Raw genomic sequence first — 15,822 nt, forward strand, 5'->3', positions numbered from 1 at the left:
TCACAACGATTCTCCTTTCAGTAACACAGCCGCCAACGGATCAGTCGCATCGGTGGCAGTAACGGTAAGGTGGCCCATTTTACGGCCGGGGCGTGCTTCGGCCTTGCCATAGTCGTGCAGGTGCCATTCGGGATGCGCCGACCATTGCGCCTGCGCAGCGGCAAGCTCCGCCCCGAGCAAGTTGCGCATCACCGCAGGCGTCGTAAGCCGAATCGGCGGAATTGGCAAGCCGACGATGCTACGAATATGGGCCTCGAACTGGGAAAAATTGCAGGCCTCGATGCTGTAATGACCGGAGTTATGCGGCCGCGGCGCCAATTCATTGACAAACAAGCCCTGCGGCGTCTCGAACAACTCGACGCCGAGCACGCCGCGTAACTGCAGTGCCGTCGCGATTGTCGTGGCAATCTTCGTCACTTGCTCGGTTAACGCAGCAGTCAGGTGCGGCGCCGGCGCCAAGGTCAGGTGCAAGATATGGTTCCGGTGGCGGTTCTCCACCACCGGAAACACCCGGACTTCGCCAGCAGCGGTACGGGTCACCATCACCGCCAGCTCCCGGATAAAGGTCAGCCGACCTTCGAGTAAGCATGGCCCGTTTGCGGCTAATTCGGCAGCCGCGGGGATATCTTCGGGTTGATTGATGTCGACTTGCCCGTGGCCGTCGTAGCCGCCGGTCGCCGTTTTCAAAATCGCTGGATAGCCCACTTTCGCGATTGCTGCGGGTAATGCCGCCGCATCCGCCACCGTCGCGTGTGGGGCGGTGGGTAAGCCGTGACGCGCGAGAAACGCTTTTTCCACCCGCCGGTCACGGGTGAGCCGCAGCAGCTCAGTGCCTTGAGGCAAGGCGGCGAATTGACTCGCCGCTTCCAGCGCCTGCAAGTCGACATTCTCAAATTCATAGGTTAAGAGATCGCAGCGCTTGGCAAAGGCAATTAGGGCGTCCGTGTCGGCAAACTCGCGGGTCAACTGCCAGTCGGCGACCTGAGCGGCCGGCGCGTTGGGCGTCGGATCGAGAATACCGACCGTGTAGCCCATCGTCTTGGCGGCTTGAGCCAACATGCGGCCCAGCTGGCCCCCACCGACGATGCCGATGGTCGCCGGTGGCAATAGTTGCTCAGTCATCCAGCGTCGCCTCGCTTTCGCTGGCGCGCCAGGTTTGCGCGGCGCGATAAGCCGCCAAGGTCTGCGCCACCGCCGAATCGCTCACAGCCAGCACCGCAGCCGCGAACAATGCGGCGTTCGTCGCGCCGGCCTCACCGATGGCCATGGTCGCCACTGGCACGCCTGCCGGCATCTGCACGATAGACAGCAACGAGTCGACACCCGATAATGTTCGGGTTTTCACCGGTACCCCGATGACGGGCACAGTGGTGTTGGCCGCCAACATGCCCGGCAAATGCGCCGCCCCGCCTGCCCCGGCAATGATCACTGCCACGTCATTGGCCCGGGCCGCTTTGGCAAACCGCGCAAGTTCATCTGGCATCCGGTGAGCCGAAATGACGCGCTTTTCGTAGGGAATCTTGAACTCGGTTAATTGCTTTGCCGCTGCCTGCATGGTCGGCCAGTCGGAGGTTGACCCCATCACAATTGCCACTTTCACGGAAGCACCTGCTTTCACTTGAGATACCGTGAGTCTAGCATGCTGAAACTGGTTTATCAAGAACTATTGTATCGTTTTCACTATCAATCGTTCGTGTTTATCAAAGGAAAAAGCCGAACAAAAAGGCCGCGATAATCGTTTCGATTATCGCGGCCAATGATTCTAATTACGCGGCTTGCATCGTGGGTAGCTTGGCTCGGTTCAATAAGACGGAACTCGTCACAACGGACAGCGAGGAAAATGCCATCGCCAAACCGGCAAGTTCAGGCGACAGGGCCAACCCGACGGCGTAGAACAAGCCCGCGGCGACGGGAATCCCCAAAACATTGTAGATAAACGCCCAGAAGAGGTTCAAGCGAATGCGGTTGAAGGTTTTCTTAGCCAATGCCAACGCCAACGCGACGTCGCGCAAGTCGTTTTTGACTAAGACGATGCCCCCAGCTTCGATGGCAATATCGGTGCCACCGCCCATGGCGATGCCGACATCAGCCGTGGTCAGCGCCGGCGCGTCGTTGATGCCATCGCCGACGAACGCCACCGGTCCTGCGGCTTGCAGCCGCTGGATCGTCGCTGCCTTATCCGCTGGCAAGACGTTGGCGATGACTTCCTTGACGCCAACCTGTTGGGCAATGGCCGTCGCTACTGCCTGATTGTCGCCGGTCAGCATCACGGTTCGCAAGCCCTGGTCGTGCAACGCGGCAATCGGGCTGGCGCTAGTCGCACGCGGCCGGTCTTGAATGGCAATCAAGCCCAGCGCGGCGTCGTCTTGCCACACAACCACAACCGTTTTTGCCGCCGCTTCAAGTCGCCGCTGCGCGGTGGCCAGCGCGGCAGGCAACGCCGTGGCGGTCATGGCGTTGCCGATGGTAATGGTGTGCCCGTTCAATTGCGCAGCCACGCCTTTACCGGCAACAGCGTGAAAATTAGTTACGGCAGCCGGGGCAATTCCTGCGGCGGTGGCCGCAGCCGTGATGGCCTTGGCCAACGGGTGATCGGACTGTGCCTCAAGGGCAGCAGCCACTGGCAGGACGGCCGCCCCACCGATAATATCGGTGACCTGCGGCTTGCCTGCTGTAATCGTCCCGGTTTTATCAAACACCACAGTCTTCAGCGTCGGTACGGTTTCCAGCACCTCGCCGTTTTTAATCAAAATGCCAAGCTTAGCGGCGCGGCCGGTGCCGACCATCAACGCGGTTGGGGTCGCTAACCCCAGCGCGCATGGGCAAGCGATGACGACGACAGAGACGGCAAAGATCAAGGCATTCGCGAGACTGGCCCCAATCACGACGTACCACACAAGAAAGGTCACAATCGCCAGGATCAAGACGGCCGGCACGAAAATGTCTGACACGCGATCGGTGAGCTTTTGAATTGGGGCTCGACTGGTTTGCGCCGTTTTCACCAACTCGACGATTTGCGCCAGCATGCTATCCTTGCCAACCTTGGTCGCCCGATACGTCAGCTGGCCGTCGCCGTTAATCGTGGCGCCGATCACGTGATCACCAGCCGCTTTTTTCACCGGCATGCTCTCACCGGTCACCATGGATTCGTCGATGTGGCTAGTGCCAGCCACGATTTCGCCATCTACCGGCACCTTTTCCCCGGGCCGGACCTGCACCGTGTCGCCGACCACCACCTCAGTCACTGGCACCTGCAAGGGTTGGCCGTCACGAATTACCGTGGCGACCTTGGCCTGCAAGTCGACAAGCTTGGCCACCGCCGACCCGGCTTGGCTCCGCATGCGTTCCTCAAAGACCTGCCCCAACAACACAAACGCAGTCACGAACGCGGCGCTTTCGAAGAACACGGGCAGGTGGTTAGCCATCGCGTACAAGCTATAGAAGTACGCCGTCGCCGTGCCGATGGCGACCAGGGTGTCCATGTTGGCATGATGCTTCTGGAAGCTTGCCCACGCGCTTTGCCAAAACGGCCGCGCCGATACTACCATGATGATGGTGGTCAAAATCAGCTGAAGCCAGTCGTTACCGGGAATCATGATGTGAAATAACATCAACACCATCGTCACCAGCATCGGCAGCGACAACCAAAATGACAACCAAAACCGCTTCGTCACATTCATGCGCTCACTTCCTTCCGACCGGCTTGCGCCTAGTCAATCGTTAACTTGCCATGGAACATATCCATCCCGCAGGCCCAGGTATAATCGCCTGGCTTGCTGGTATCGATCTTAATTTCCTGCGGTTGGCTCAGCGGCAACTCGGCGTTCACCCCAAAATCAGGAAAAACGACGTGGTCCAAACAAGTCGTTGGGTCAACTCGGGTGAAGGTCAATACCGCCGGGACGCCTTGATGCAAGACGATTTGTTCCGGCGAATAGCCCCCTTTGACGGTGACGGCAATCCGCTGCACGGCAGCTTTGGCATCGCCGGTCGCGGTGGCTACGGCATGCTTGCCGAAGAACCACCACAGGATAAACCCAATCACGGCTAAGCCAACCAACAATACCATTGCTTTAATCATGTGCACACGCTCCTTCACCCATGCAATTGCACGGGATACTTTCTGGGGCCGTCGGTAACTTGGCGGCCAGAATTTGCTGTAACTGTTCAATATCGCGCCGACTGAGCTCGGTGTTCGTCACCAGATCCGCAATCACCGTGCCTTTTTTCATGGCGCACAAGTGGTCGAACAGCTCGCCGGCGGTTTGCTTCATCGCCGGCACCTCGGCGATCGTCGGGGTGTAGACGTAACTGTGGCTGACCCGCTTGGTGGTCAACAGCCCTTTTTTCACCAGTCGGCCTAACCACGTCTTGATCGTCGATTCACTCCAGTCGCGTTTTTGCTGCACCGTCTTGACGATGTTCGGTGTGGCCGGATCGCGCGTCGACCACACGACTCGCATGACCTCCCACTCGCTCGGCGACATCGCCGTTGCTTCTACTGCCATCACGCTCGCCCCTTTCGTTTACAAATATAGTTTATTGGTTTCGTCTACATTTGTCAACTTAATCTAGAAAAAAACTGGTGCGTCAGACGCACCAGTTTCGTCGTGCTTATTTCGTTTTGGCTTTGCCATAAGTCAGCCGGATGCCGGCACTCAACGTAATCGGCAAGAAGACGACCAGGATGACCAAACCGATCATGACAGTCAACGCGACTTGAATCAACGTTAAGACGCCGGATGGAATCAAGGCGGCAAAGGTCCCACCGAGAATCACCGCCGCAGAAATGACGACGGCGCCGATGATGCCGCTGGCGCGCGTGATGCTGGCGCCAGGCGTGTCCGGACCAAACTCACGGTACTTCATCATCAAGAAGATGCTGTAATCCACGCCCAGCGCTACCAGCATGATGAAGCCGAAGAACGGCGTGTTCCAAGTCAGGTAATCTTGGCCCAGCACCACATGGCTCAACAGCCGCGTCAAGGTCAACGAGCTGATGTAGGCCAACAGCAAGGTGCCCAAGATGTAAATCGGCTGCAACAGCGAGCGGGTGATCACCATCAAGGCGATGGCGATACCGATCAGCATGATGGCCGCGGTGCGGATAAAGTCCTTGGAGGCAACGGCGCGCGTATCTGCGGTAAAGGCAGTTTGCCCACCGATGGCCACCGTTGAGCCGGCCAGCGGCGTCCCCTTCAGCTGGTTCTTCACTTCTTTTTGCAAGGCGTTGACCTTGTCCAGGGAAGCGGCACTGCTTGGATCGGTGTCAAAGACGATGGTCAACTGTGTGGCCTTTTTGTCTTCGGACAGGTACTGCGTGAGCGCCGGCTTGAAGGTCTTGCTGGTCAACACACTAGTTGGAATATAAAATTCTTTCGTCGAAGCCGAGCGGCGCAGGCCACCGAGGTAATCGTTGGCCGACACCACACCGTGATCGATCTTAGATAGGCCACCGGTGGCTTGGCTCAAACCGGTTTGCAGCTTGCCCATTTGTCCGACCAAGCCGGCCAAAGTCGTGTACATGGTTTGCTGACCATCGCGTTCTTGCACGAGCCCGCTACGCAAAGCCGGCACGCTGTTGGTCAACGTATTCGTCCCGGCCAGCAGCTGGTCGGCCCCCGTGGTCAACTGGCCGGACTTGCTGGCCAACTGTTGGGTGCCGCCGGCTAAGGTATCGACGCCATTGGTGTAGGTGACGATGCCATTGGCCAAGGTTTGCACCTGACTCAACTGCTTCATCAAGCTCGGCAAGTCTGCCATCAGCTTAGACAAGCTGGCGGCGCTGGCCGTAAGTTGGCTGGCGTTGGTCATGAGCGTGTTGGATTGCTTCAACACCGTTTGGGCGGTGGTTAGCTCAGCCTTCATTTGCTTGACTTGGTCGGCGCTTGGCAGCTGGGCAGTCAACGCAGTGAGGGTCTGGCTGTTTGGCAGGCTGATATTTTTGGTTGCGTCGTTTAACGCGGTCAGTTTCTGTGTGTTGACCGTCAGACGCTGATCAATATTCTTATTGGCTTGATCGATGATGGCTTGCGCGGCCTTTTTCGAATCGGCACTGGCGTTAGTGTCCGAAACAATCGACTGGGCCTGTTTGATGATTTGCTTGTCGCCCATGGACGCCATCACGTCGTTGACGCCGACGCTGGTCAACGTGGTCTTCGTCGTGCTCAGCATCGTGCCGAGGCTGCTGGCTTGCGTCGTCAGGCTCGTGATTTGGTCGCGGGCGCTGTCCAGGCTGTCGAGCAAGGTAATGGCCTTGGCCAAGTCGGCATTCAGGTTCGGTTGCGCCGCCAGTTCAGTTTGAATCGTCGTGATTTCTTGCTGCATCGCCGGCAGCTGCGCCAGGCTTTGTTGCGCCGTGGTGAGCTGGCTACCTAGCCCGCTGAGGCTGGCGACTGAACTGTTGAGCTGATTGGCGCCGGCGCGCAACGCCGCGGAGTTGGCGGTGAGTTGGGCGGCACCGGAATTAATCTGCCCCACCGCTCCGGTGTACTGATCCAGGCCGGAGGTTAGTTGCCAGGCCCCGCTATTCAACTGGCCCGCGCCGCTTTGTAAGGTATCGACGCCGGCGATGAGTTGGTTACTGCCGGTAATCAGTTGCTTGACGCCAGTCAGGCCGCTTTGCATATCGGCACCGGCTAATTGCTGGTTGGCGCTGGTCAGGCCTTTATTGATGGTGCCTAACCCCTGATGGGCGGCGGTCATGCCGGTGGTCACGGTTTTCAGCTGCTGCTTGACGTACAAGGCCTTGACCTCGCTGCCACCAGGCTGGGTGACCGAGGCCACGGTTTTGATCCCGGGTTCCTGCTTGAGCTTGCGCGTCAGCTGATCGATGGTTTTCAGGTACTGATTTTGATCCAGGCGCTTGTTGCTGCGAATGTACAGCGTGTTCGGCTCGGCCATCCCCTTGGAAAAATGGGTCTGAATGACTTGGAAGCCTTGCTTGGCCGGCACGCTGCTGCTGAGCTCGTCGACGGTGTTGTAGTTCAGCTTGCCGTTATACATGAACAGCATCGGCAGCGCGCACAGCGCCGTGATGCCCAAGGCAATCAGCGGATGCAACACGGAATGGGCCGACAACCATTCCCACAGCTTACTGTGCGAGGCGCCGTCGAAGTTTTTGATCGGCCAAAACATCTTCTTGCCTAACACGGCCATGAAAAACGGATTCAAGGTCAACAGCACGATGAGCAACACGGCCACGCCGATGGCCACGCCCACCGCGGACTTGTAAATCGAGAAGTTGGCCAACCCCAACGCGGAAAAGCCGATCAAGACACTGGAGCCGCTGTACAAGATGGTCCGCCCGGCGACTTTGCGCGAGCGCTTGGTCGCTTCGACGGCGCTGTGGCCATGCGACAGCGACGCCTTGAACTGGTCGTACAAGAGAATGTTGTAATCCGTACCAATCCCAAACAGGATGACGACGATGAACACCTGAGTAAAGGAGCTGATCGGAAAATTGAACCACTTGGCCAGGTTGAACACGAGGCTCATGCTGGTCATCAAGGCGACGCCGACCATCCCCAGGGAAATCACCGGCACCACCGGCGAGCGGAAAACGATGATCAAGACGATGAAGATAAAAATCGCAGCGATGACCTCGGTTTTTTTGATGCCTTCCTCGGTGGCTTGCGAAAAGTCGTCGGTGAGAATATCGCCGCCGGTCACGTAGGTGGTGACGCCACTGGTTTTGGCCGCCTTGGTGATGGCGTTGGTCATTTGCCGCACGGTTTGCTGCTTGCCCACCATCAGTTGCACGATTTGCGTCGTGCCGTCTTTGGCAATCAGCTGCTTCTTGGTTTCGGCATTATCCGTCGGCGCTAAGATGGACTTGATGTGATACTGACTGCGGTTGTCCTGCAGACGGTTGACGGTGGCATTGATCGCGCGCGTTTGGTCGGCGGTTAGCCGGTGGTTGCCATTGCTAAACACCACGGCGACTTGACGCGTGTTGTCTTGGCCGTGTCCCCACTTATTTTGAATCGCCGTGGCGACTTGGCTTTGCATGTCGCTCGGCACTTTGGTCGCGCCTTGATCGCGAACCAAGGCGCTGGTGTTCGGCATCAACCCGAAGGCGATGACGAGCACCACGATCCAGGCGACTAAGCTGCCAACGTGATACTGTAAAAACTTCTTCATGCAATTCTCCCCGTTCATTCTTTGCTGTTAACTAGACGTGCCCTAGATGCGGCGGTGCAGATTGAAAAACTCAACACCGTGTTCAGTAAATTATCTTATGCGCCTCAGGCCGCTGACGCAATCAACAATTTTCAGAAAATCGTTGAGGAATCTGCTGCAGGCCTTGCGCGCGTTGCCTTGGCTAAATCAACAGACTGTTGATTTTTATTTTGAAAGTGGGACACTGAGCACAGGAGGAAACACCCATGGCTAATTCAACCGAAGTGAAAATCAAGGCCGCATTCGTTGGCCTGTTGAACCAAACCAGCTTTGAACAAGTGACCATCAGCGACATCACCCGCGCCGCCCACATCAACCGCGGCACCTTCTATCTCCATTACGTGGATAAGTACGCGCTGTTGACCAGCTACGAAGACGACTTGGCCAGCCAGCTCGACCAGCTGCTGCACGAACTGGCCGATTCCTTGACGCTGGAGTCGCTGCGCACCAACGGGATTTATTCGTTGAACACAGTCGCCAGCATCATCGAGTTTGTGGCCAACGAGTTTGGCTTGATTCAGGTGTTGTTCGGCCCCAATGGCGACCCCAAGTTCGAGCCGCGGCTGCGGCGCATCGTCAAAGACGCCATCAGCACCGCCGTGTACCACATCAAGGGCACGCGCCAGCTGACGCCGGCGTTGCCCACCGAGTTTGCTTGGGAGCTCATCATCTCGGGATTGTTCGACATCATTAAATGCTGGCTGCGCCAAGCGGATCCCGTGTCGCCGGAAACCATCACGGCGATTGTCATGAAGACACGCTTCATGACGCCGCTAGACATGCTCGGCATCGAGGACTTACCCACCAGAGGAGACTTAATTCATGACATCAAATGAGACGATCACCCACCAATTGGCCCACCGCTCCATTCGCGATTTCACCAACGAGCCACTGAGCGCCAGCACCCGCGAGACTTTGTTGGCCGTCGCACGGCAAACGGCCAGCTCCCAATATTTGCAAAGCTTTAGCGTCATCAGCATCACCGACCGCGCCTTGCAAGCCGAAATCGCCAGGGTCAGCCACCAGGCCTATGTCGCCGGTCCTGGCGAGTTGCTAATTTTCGTCGTCGATCAATACCGCGCCAGTCGAGTCGCAGCCTTGCACACCACTGCCCCCACCCGCCTCGGTAGCATGGACAAGTTCCTGCAAGGCGCAGCGGACGCGACCCTGGCCGTGCAGAACACGGTGAACGCCGCCGAGTCGCTGGGGTTAGGCGCGGTGATACTCGGCAGCATTCAAAACGATGCCGAGCGCCTGTATGAACTGCTCGACTTGCCGGACCTGACTTTCCCGATTCTCGGGCTGCTCGTCGGCCACCCCGCTAAAATTGTGCAGCAAAAGCCGCGGTTGCCGGCGGCCCTCACCCAGTTTACCAACCGCTACGCCTTGCCGACGGAGCTGGCCGCAGAAATGCACGCCTACGATCCGGTGGTGGCGACGTATTATGCCGGCCGCGACTTCAACCAACGCGCCGACACGTTTAGCGCGTTGTTGACTCGCAGCGCCACCAACGCCCCGACGGATCGCCGCGGCGACTTATTCCAGACGCTACGCCGCCACGGTTGGTTCCCCGAAGCCTAAATCGTTGCCTGATTCCGCTGTGGCCGCGTACAATCTAGGCAAGGAGGGCGCGCGATGACACACTTTCACCAAACGTTCATCACCGCAATCGCCGTCGGGATACTCGCCGGCGGTTGCGGCGTGGCGTTACTCGTTTTCAACCACTTCTGGTTGGCCACCGGCTGGCACTGGGGCGTCGTGGCCGGCGCGGTGGTTTGCGGGGTGTTCGCCACCTTGAGTGCCAGCACGACGCGCTGGTGGCGCTACGGCGACTTTGCGGTGGCCGTCGCAGCCGGTGGCGTGGTACTGGCCAGCCTCGTCACCTTGATGCCATAGGAAAAGCCGTCGCCAAGCGCGACGGCTTTTTTTTGCCTAAAATCGATTAGGCTTCCACGGCTGACATCGCCGCGGCGCTTTCGGTGTAGTTGACGCTTTGGTTCAGCTGCTGGGCCATGCTGGTGGAAATGTAGCCTTGTTCCAACAGCTCGTGAATCGCGGCGCGCTCGGCGGCCAAGGCGACGGCGCGCAGGCGGGCAATTTCGTGCTCATAGCGGGTACTCTTCAATTCGTTGATCGCCTTGACGCTCGCGATACGGTTGCGGTATTGGACAATCAGAGTGTAAATCACCTGGCGATTGTAGCCGCGCTTGCGTTGCTCCGGCTGCTTTAAAAACGCGGAAAGGTGCTTGAGGCCGCCTTTGGCTAAGGCTTTTTCCGTGGCGAGCTGCGCAGCGTAGCGCGCCGGCTGCCGGCGGCGCAAGATGCGCGCCCACAGCACCTGCCACCAGCGATGCCACTTGCTCAGCCGCACCCGCAGCGGCACCCCGCCGGCGGCATCGCGCAACAGCTCCAACTCGGCCAAGCGGTGGCGCAAGGCACGTTCATTTTTCGCGTATTGCGTCGCGTCAATCGTGCCGGCCGCCTGCAGGTCCTGCAACGCACCGAGCTCGCCTTGTAAACCGACCACGCGCAGCATCAGCTCATCCCGGACGATGCTCGGCAGCTCCCCTTCGTCGGCTTCGGCCAACTCGAGGCGCCGAAGCTGGTGCTGATATTCGCTGATCAAATCGAGCGCCGGTTTTTGATTGTCCTCGCGCCGCTCGCTTTCTACGCGCCGCACAGCGGTTTGATACAAGAAGCGCTGCGCCTGCGGCAGGCTGATGCGCCGCGGCGCCGCTTCGGCTTCCGGGGTGACATCGGGGTCGGCGCTGATGCGCGACCCGCGCAGCTGCAAGGTCAAATGTTCATTGGTCAATAGCGGCAACAACACGACGGCGGCAATCAGGCTCAACACCACGTACCCGGCCGCGACAAACAGCATCAAGTTGCGCTCGGGAAACGGTGTGCCATCGCCTAGCGTCAGCGGCACAGCCAGCACGCCGACGACGGTGATGGCGCCGCGGACGCCGGACACGCCGGAAATCCACGCGGTGCGCCACGACGGCTGCACGCTATTTTTGCCGACCCACATGTAGCCGTAAGTCCACAACACGCGCAACACAAGCACCACGACGTACACGGCCACCACGTCGAACAAGGCCCGGCCGGTGTGCACGCTGCGCGCGGTGATCGCCGCGCTCATCGCTACCGGCAACTCGATGCCAAGAATCAGGAAAATGATGCCGTTCAGCACGTACACCACGATGTCCCAGGTGCGCGCCGAGACGATGCGCAGCTCGGGTAGCGCCAACAAGTAGCGGTTGCCGCGGGTGTTGCTCAGCAAGCCGGCGACGACCACCGCAATCACCCCGGAGGCGTGTAGCATTTCGTCGACCACGAGGTAAATCACAAACGGCGTCACCAGGTTCAACACGGTATGCAAAATGACGTCGTTGATGCCTTGCTGCAGCAGCCAGCCGCGCAGGCCGTTGATGATGGCCATCAGTATCGCGCCGGCCAATGCGCCGACGATTCCGATATAAATAAAGTCCCCCACCGCGCGACCAAAGGCAAAGGTCCCGGTCAAGGCCGCGGCGATGCCGTATTTAAATCCAATCAGCCCGCTGGCGTCGTTGATTAGGCTTTCGCCGCTGACCAAATGCAAGATGCGGCTGGGCAAATGAATGCGCGCGGCCAGCGACTGCACGGCAATCGGGTCGGTGGGCGACATGATGGCGGCCAGCGCCAGGCTCGCCGCTAGCGGCAAGCCCGGAATCAGCCAGTGAATGAACCAGCCGCCAACCACCGTGGTGAGGAACACCAGGAAAATGGCGTTGCCGACAATCGGCCCGCGCAGCGCCCACAACTCGCGCTTAGGAAAATGCTGGCCGTCGTTAAACAGCATCGGCGCGATGAACAGCAACATGAACCAATCGGTGGCCATGTCCAGCTCGAAGTGCCACACCAACGCGGCAATCACGCCGAGGCCGGCTTGAATCAACGACACGGGGATGGCGACGACATAGTGGCTGATGATGTTGCTAAGAATGACCAAGGCGACAAGAATCAAAACTGTTTCAACGACGACCATGCCGACGCCTCCCTTCTATTCGTCTACCGAGTGAGTGTGCCCGATGATGCGCACTTCAGGTTCCAGGTGCACGCCGAACTTGGCGAACACGGTGGTTTGCACGAGGTGAATCACCGCCAGGTAATCCGTGGCGGTGGCCCCGCCGCGGTTGACGATGAAGCCCGCGTGCTTTTCGGAGATTTGGGCACCGCCGATTTGCTTGCCCTGCAGGCCCGCCTGTTGAATCAAGGGCCCGACGAAGTAGCCCTTGGGCCGCTTAAATACCGACCCACATGACGGGTACTCCAACGGCTGCTTGGCCGCGCGCAAGGCGTTTAAGTGATCCATTTCCGCGCGAATCGCCGGCTTGTCCCCTGGCGTTAAGGCAAACGTTGCCGCCAGGATGACGTCGCCGGTGTCTTGCACCAGCGAATGCCGATAAGAAAACGCCAAGTCCTGCGCCGAATAAGTTTGCACCTCGCCGGCCGGGGTCATCACGGTGGCGCTTTGAAGCACGTCCTTGACCTCGCCGCCATACGCCCCGGCGTTCATGAACACGCCGCCGCCAACGGAGCCGGGAATGCCCGCGGCAAACTCCAAGCCGCTGAGCCCCGCCTGGTACGCGGCCTCGGTGGTGTCGATCAGCCGCGCGCCGGCCGCCGCGGTGACGGTGGTGGCCGTGCTGGTGATATTGGTCATGTCCGTTAAAATCATGACCAGCCCGGCGATGCCGCCGTCGCGCACGATTAGGTTCGAGGCGTTGCCGATCACCGTCACCGGCAGTTGTTGCGCGGTGGCGTAGGCTAACGCCTGACGCACCTGGTCGACACTGGCGGGAAACACCAGCAAGTCGGCCGGGCCGCCAGTTTTGGTAAAGGTGTAATGTGAAAGTGGTTCATTGGTTAAACAGCGCAAACCAGACAAGCTTGCAGTCACGCGATCAGTTCCCTTCAGGTAATTTGCACTCCTATCTTAACATAAACGGCGGTTTGAGCTGGGACCAGAACTCTTGTACAATTGAGGCGACAACAAACTGCGGAGGGGTGGCACATGAAATTAATTTCTTGGAACGTTAACGGCTTACGCGCCGTGTTGAAAAAAGACTTTGAGGAAACCTTCAAGACGCTGGATGCCGATTGGTTTTGCATTCAAGAAACTAAGATGCAAGCCGGCCAAGCGGTCCTCGACCTGCCGGGGTATCACCAGTACTTTAACTACGCCGAGCGCAAGGGCTATTCCGGCACGGCGATTTTCACCAAGCACGAACCCCAAAATGTCACCTATGGCATCGGAGTGCCCGAATTCGACGATGAAGGCCGCGTGATCACGCTGGAGTATCCGAACTTCTACTTGATTACGGTGTACACCCCGAATTCCGGCAGCGAACTCAAGCGGCTGGACTACCGCCAAGCCTGGGACGCCGCCTGGCTCACCTACACCAGCGAATTAGCCGCCAAAAAGCCGCTGGTGTATTGCGGCGATTTGAACGTCGCACACGAAGCCATCGACTTGAAGAACCCGACGAGTAACCACCACAACGCCGGCTTCACCGACGAGGAACGCGCGGACTTCACCAAGCAATTAGCCGCCGGGTTCGTCGATTCGTTTCGGCATTTTTACCCCGACCAAACCGACGCCTATTCCTGGTGGAGCTATCGCTTTAACGCCCGCGCCCGCAACGCCGGGTGGCGCATCGACTACTTCGTCGGCAGCACCGCGTTCACCGACTTCATGCAAGACGCCAAGATCCACGACGAAATTCTCGGCAGCGACCACTGCCCCGTCGAGCTTACGACTAGCGACTTGTTGCAGTAAAAAGGAGTACCCATGGATTTTATCGCAATGGATTACGAAACCGCCAACCGCAAGCGCGCCTCGGCCTGCTCCGTGGCGCTGGTCGTGGTGCGGCAAAACCGCATCGTCGATAGCTTTTATTCCCTGATTAACCCGGAGGACAGCTTCGACGGCGCCAACATTGGCATTCACGGCATCACCCCGGCGATGGTGCAAGACGCGCCGAACTTTGCGACGCTGTGGCCGCACATTCAAGCCCTGTTCACGCCCACCAGCATCGTCACGGCACACAACTCGCCCTTTGACGTGTCGGTGTTGCGCCGCAGCCTCGAGCGCTACGACTTGCCGGTGCCGCATTACCAAGTCATCGACACGGTGAAAACCAGCAAGGCGCTCTTGCCTGGTTTGCCGAATTATCGGCTGGACACGGTGAGCGCGGCGATGCACATTCCGCTGGCGCATCACCACAACGCCTTGCAAGACAGCTACGCCTGTGCGCGCATCTTGTTGCAACAAGGCCTCGAGTTTGGCATGGCCCGCTTGAACCCGCTATTGCGCACCAGCAAATAAGCGGCGCAAGGCAAAAAAATCCGTCTATCCTGTAACCAGGATAGACGGATTTTGCGTTAGCGCTGAATTTGCCAGTGATCGTGGTTCACCCATTGCACCTGGGTGGCTTGCGCCTTGGTCGGGTAGAATGACCCGGTGCGCTGCTGTAACTTTTTCGTCCCGCAACTCACCGACCAGTCTGCCGCTTGCAGACGGTAGCGGCCGCCGGGCAAGTGCGTGATCGTCGCTTGGCCCGCGGCATCAGTGGTCACCATCAGCGGCTGGCCGTGGCGATACACGGCGTGGCCGCGGCGATTCGTCAGGGTGTACCCACTCCCCGCCACTGGCGCGCCATTGCCATCGACTTGAACAAAACTCAAGTCGAAGCGGTGACGCTTGAGTAATAACGCGTGCCAGTAGCGACCAAGGACGCCTAACAACGCCAGCAGCCCGACCAAAATCGCGATCAAGATGGCGAGCTGCTGCCGCCATTCGGCACGTTTGGCCGCGGCCACCGCCTTGGCAACCGCCGGTGTATACGGCACGCGGCGGCCGGTGACCAACAGGCGGTGCGAGTTGATCATATATGGCGTGCACGTCACCAGCGTCGCCAGGTCCTGCCCGGGTTCGTGGCGCAAAATCTCGGTGTCGCTTGGCTTCACGACTTGAATGCGAAACACCCGGTAGGCCAGGTGCCTGCCTGCCACCTTGAACACGAACAGGTTGCCTCGCTTCAGGTGGTTGAGGTCGCGAAACAAGCGGCGGTCGACCAACCCGCGGTGGCCGGCAATGACCGTGTGCGTGTTGAGGCCACCGATGGGCATGTCGGTGCCCGGCACCACCGCGGCGCCGATAGCCAGCGTCTCATCGATTAAGGTCTTAAACACCGGCACCGTCAGCTTGAGCTTCGGCACGGTCAACGACCCAATCTGGTCTTTGTGGAGATTGACCTTCTGCTTCTTCGACAACCCCGAAAACGGGTCGGCATCCGCGTGCAGGCCATTTTTCTTCAGCATCGCGTTGGTCTTGGCCAGTGCGGCTCGCTGTTGCTTAGCGGTGGCCTGATTTTCGCGATCGACTTGCGCCACCCGGGCCCGGTCGAGCATGGTGTTCAGCGCACCGGAATAAAACGGGTACAGCGCGACGCCGACGCCGACGACAAGCAACAACATCGCGAAGAGCTGGGTAATCAGCTGGGGTTGGTGTTGCGGACGACGCTTCGGCATGAGTGGCTTCCTTTCTCGATCAGCCAACCCAGGCCCGAGCGCGTCGCTCCGGCCTGGTTGGTT

General features: G+C 59.0%; 14 protein-coding genes. 5 read left to right on the forward strand and 9 right to left on the reverse strand.

Annotated elements, in window-relative coordinates:
* The 6 genes from purK to FD02_RS05220 form a co-directional block, all read right to left on the reverse strand.
* A complete protein-coding gene (gene purK / locus FD02_RS05195; RefSeq protein WP_056950993.1) occupies positions 1 to 1,122 on the reverse strand; it encodes a 5-(carboxyamino)imidazole ribonucleotide synthase in 1,122 nt (373 codons plus the stop codon).
* A complete protein-coding gene (gene purE / locus FD02_RS05200) occupies positions 1,115 to 1,600 on the reverse strand; it encodes a 5-(carboxyamino)imidazole ribonucleotide mutase (RefSeq protein ID WP_263849047.1) in 486 nt (161 codons plus the stop codon). The genes purK and purE overlap by 8 nt, the downstream gene beginning before the upstream one ends.
* 166 nt (positions 1,601 to 1,766) lie before the next feature.
* A complete protein-coding gene (locus FD02_RS05205) occupies positions 1,767 to 3,680 on the reverse strand; it encodes a copper-translocating P-type ATPase (RefSeq protein WP_056950995.1) in 1,914 nt (637 codons plus the stop codon).
* 29 nt (positions 3,681 to 3,709) lie between these two features.
* Positions 3,710 to 4,081: a cupredoxin domain-containing protein gene (locus tag FD02_RS05210; RefSeq protein WP_056950997.1), complete on the reverse strand. Its 372-nt coding sequence runs from the start codon at positions 4,079 to 4,081 to the stop codon at positions 3,710 to 3,712.
* Positions 4,074 to 4,508: a CopY/TcrY family copper transport repressor gene (locus tag FD02_RS05215; protein ID WP_056950999.1), complete on the reverse strand. Its 435-nt coding sequence runs from the start codon at positions 4,506 to 4,508 to the stop codon at positions 4,074 to 4,076. The genes FD02_RS05210 and FD02_RS05215 overlap by 8 nt, the downstream gene beginning before the upstream one ends.
* Positions 4,509 to 4,614: 106 nt before the next feature.
* Entirely contained in the window at positions 4,615 to 8,142 is a 3,528-nt protein-coding gene (locus tag FD02_RS05220; protein WP_056951001.1) for an MMPL/RND family transporter, read from the reverse strand.
* A gap of 245 nt (positions 8,143 to 8,387) precedes the next feature.
* Here FD02_RS05220 and FD02_RS05225 point away from each other — a divergent pair, with 245 nt between their 5' ends.
* From FD02_RS05225 to FD02_RS05235, 3 genes are read left to right on the forward strand one after another with little or no spacing between them, the layout of a single operon-like run.
* Complete coding sequence (locus FD02_RS05225) at positions 8,388 to 9,017, forward strand: TetR/AcrR family transcriptional regulator (RefSeq protein WP_056951003.1); 630 nt, start codon at positions 8,388 to 8,390, stop codon at positions 9,015 to 9,017.
* Entirely contained in the window at positions 9,004 to 9,762 is a 759-nt protein-coding gene (locus FD02_RS05230) for a nitroreductase family protein (RefSeq protein ID WP_054721958.1), read from the forward strand. The genes FD02_RS05225 and FD02_RS05230 overlap by 14 nt, the downstream gene beginning before the upstream one ends.
* Positions 9,763 to 9,816: 54 nt before the next feature.
* A complete protein-coding gene (locus tag FD02_RS05235; RefSeq protein ID WP_054721959.1) occupies positions 9,817 to 10,077 on the forward strand; it encodes a hypothetical protein in 261 nt (86 codons plus the stop codon).
* 46 nt (positions 10,078 to 10,123) lie between these two features.
* On the opposite strand, the gene FD02_RS05240 is transcribed toward FD02_RS05235, so the two are convergent.
* Positions 10,124 to 12,211, reverse strand: a complete 2,088-nt coding sequence (locus tag FD02_RS05240) for a cation:proton antiporter (protein ID WP_056951005.1) — start codon at positions 12,209 to 12,211, stop codon at positions 10,124 to 10,126.
* Positions 12,212 to 12,226: 15 nt separating this feature from the next.
* Complete coding sequence (gene murB, locus FD02_RS05245) at positions 12,227 to 13,144, reverse strand: UDP-N-acetylmuramate dehydrogenase (protein WP_054723325.1); 918 nt, start codon at positions 13,142 to 13,144, stop codon at positions 12,227 to 12,229.
* A gap of 96 nt (positions 13,145 to 13,240) precedes the next feature.
* Between murB and FD02_RS05250 the strand changes: the two genes are divergently transcribed.
* Positions 13,241 to 14,005, forward strand: a complete 765-nt coding sequence (locus tag FD02_RS05250; RefSeq protein ID WP_056951007.1) for an exodeoxyribonuclease III — start codon at positions 13,241 to 13,243, stop codon at positions 14,003 to 14,005.
* Positions 14,006 to 14,017: 12 nt separating this feature from the next.
* Positions 14,018 to 14,554 carry a 3'-5' exonuclease gene (locus FD02_RS05255; protein WP_054723326.1) on the forward strand — a complete coding sequence of 179 codons (537 nt, stop codon included), beginning with the start codon at positions 14,018 to 14,020 and terminating at the stop codon, positions 14,552 to 14,554.
* A gap of 56 nt (positions 14,555 to 14,610) precedes the next feature.
* Here FD02_RS05255 and FD02_RS05260 read toward each other — a convergent pair whose 3' ends face one another.
* Entirely contained in the window at positions 14,611 to 15,759 is a 1,149-nt protein-coding gene (locus FD02_RS05260) for a class C sortase (RefSeq protein ID WP_056951009.1), read from the reverse strand.
* Positions 15,760 to 15,822: the final 63 nt, after the last annotated feature.

The sequence above is a fragment of the Lacticaseibacillus nasuensis JCM 17158 genome, assembly GCF_001434705.1.
Lineage (GTDB): Bacteria > Bacillota > Bacilli > Lactobacillales > Lactobacillaceae > Lacticaseibacillus > Lacticaseibacillus nasuensis.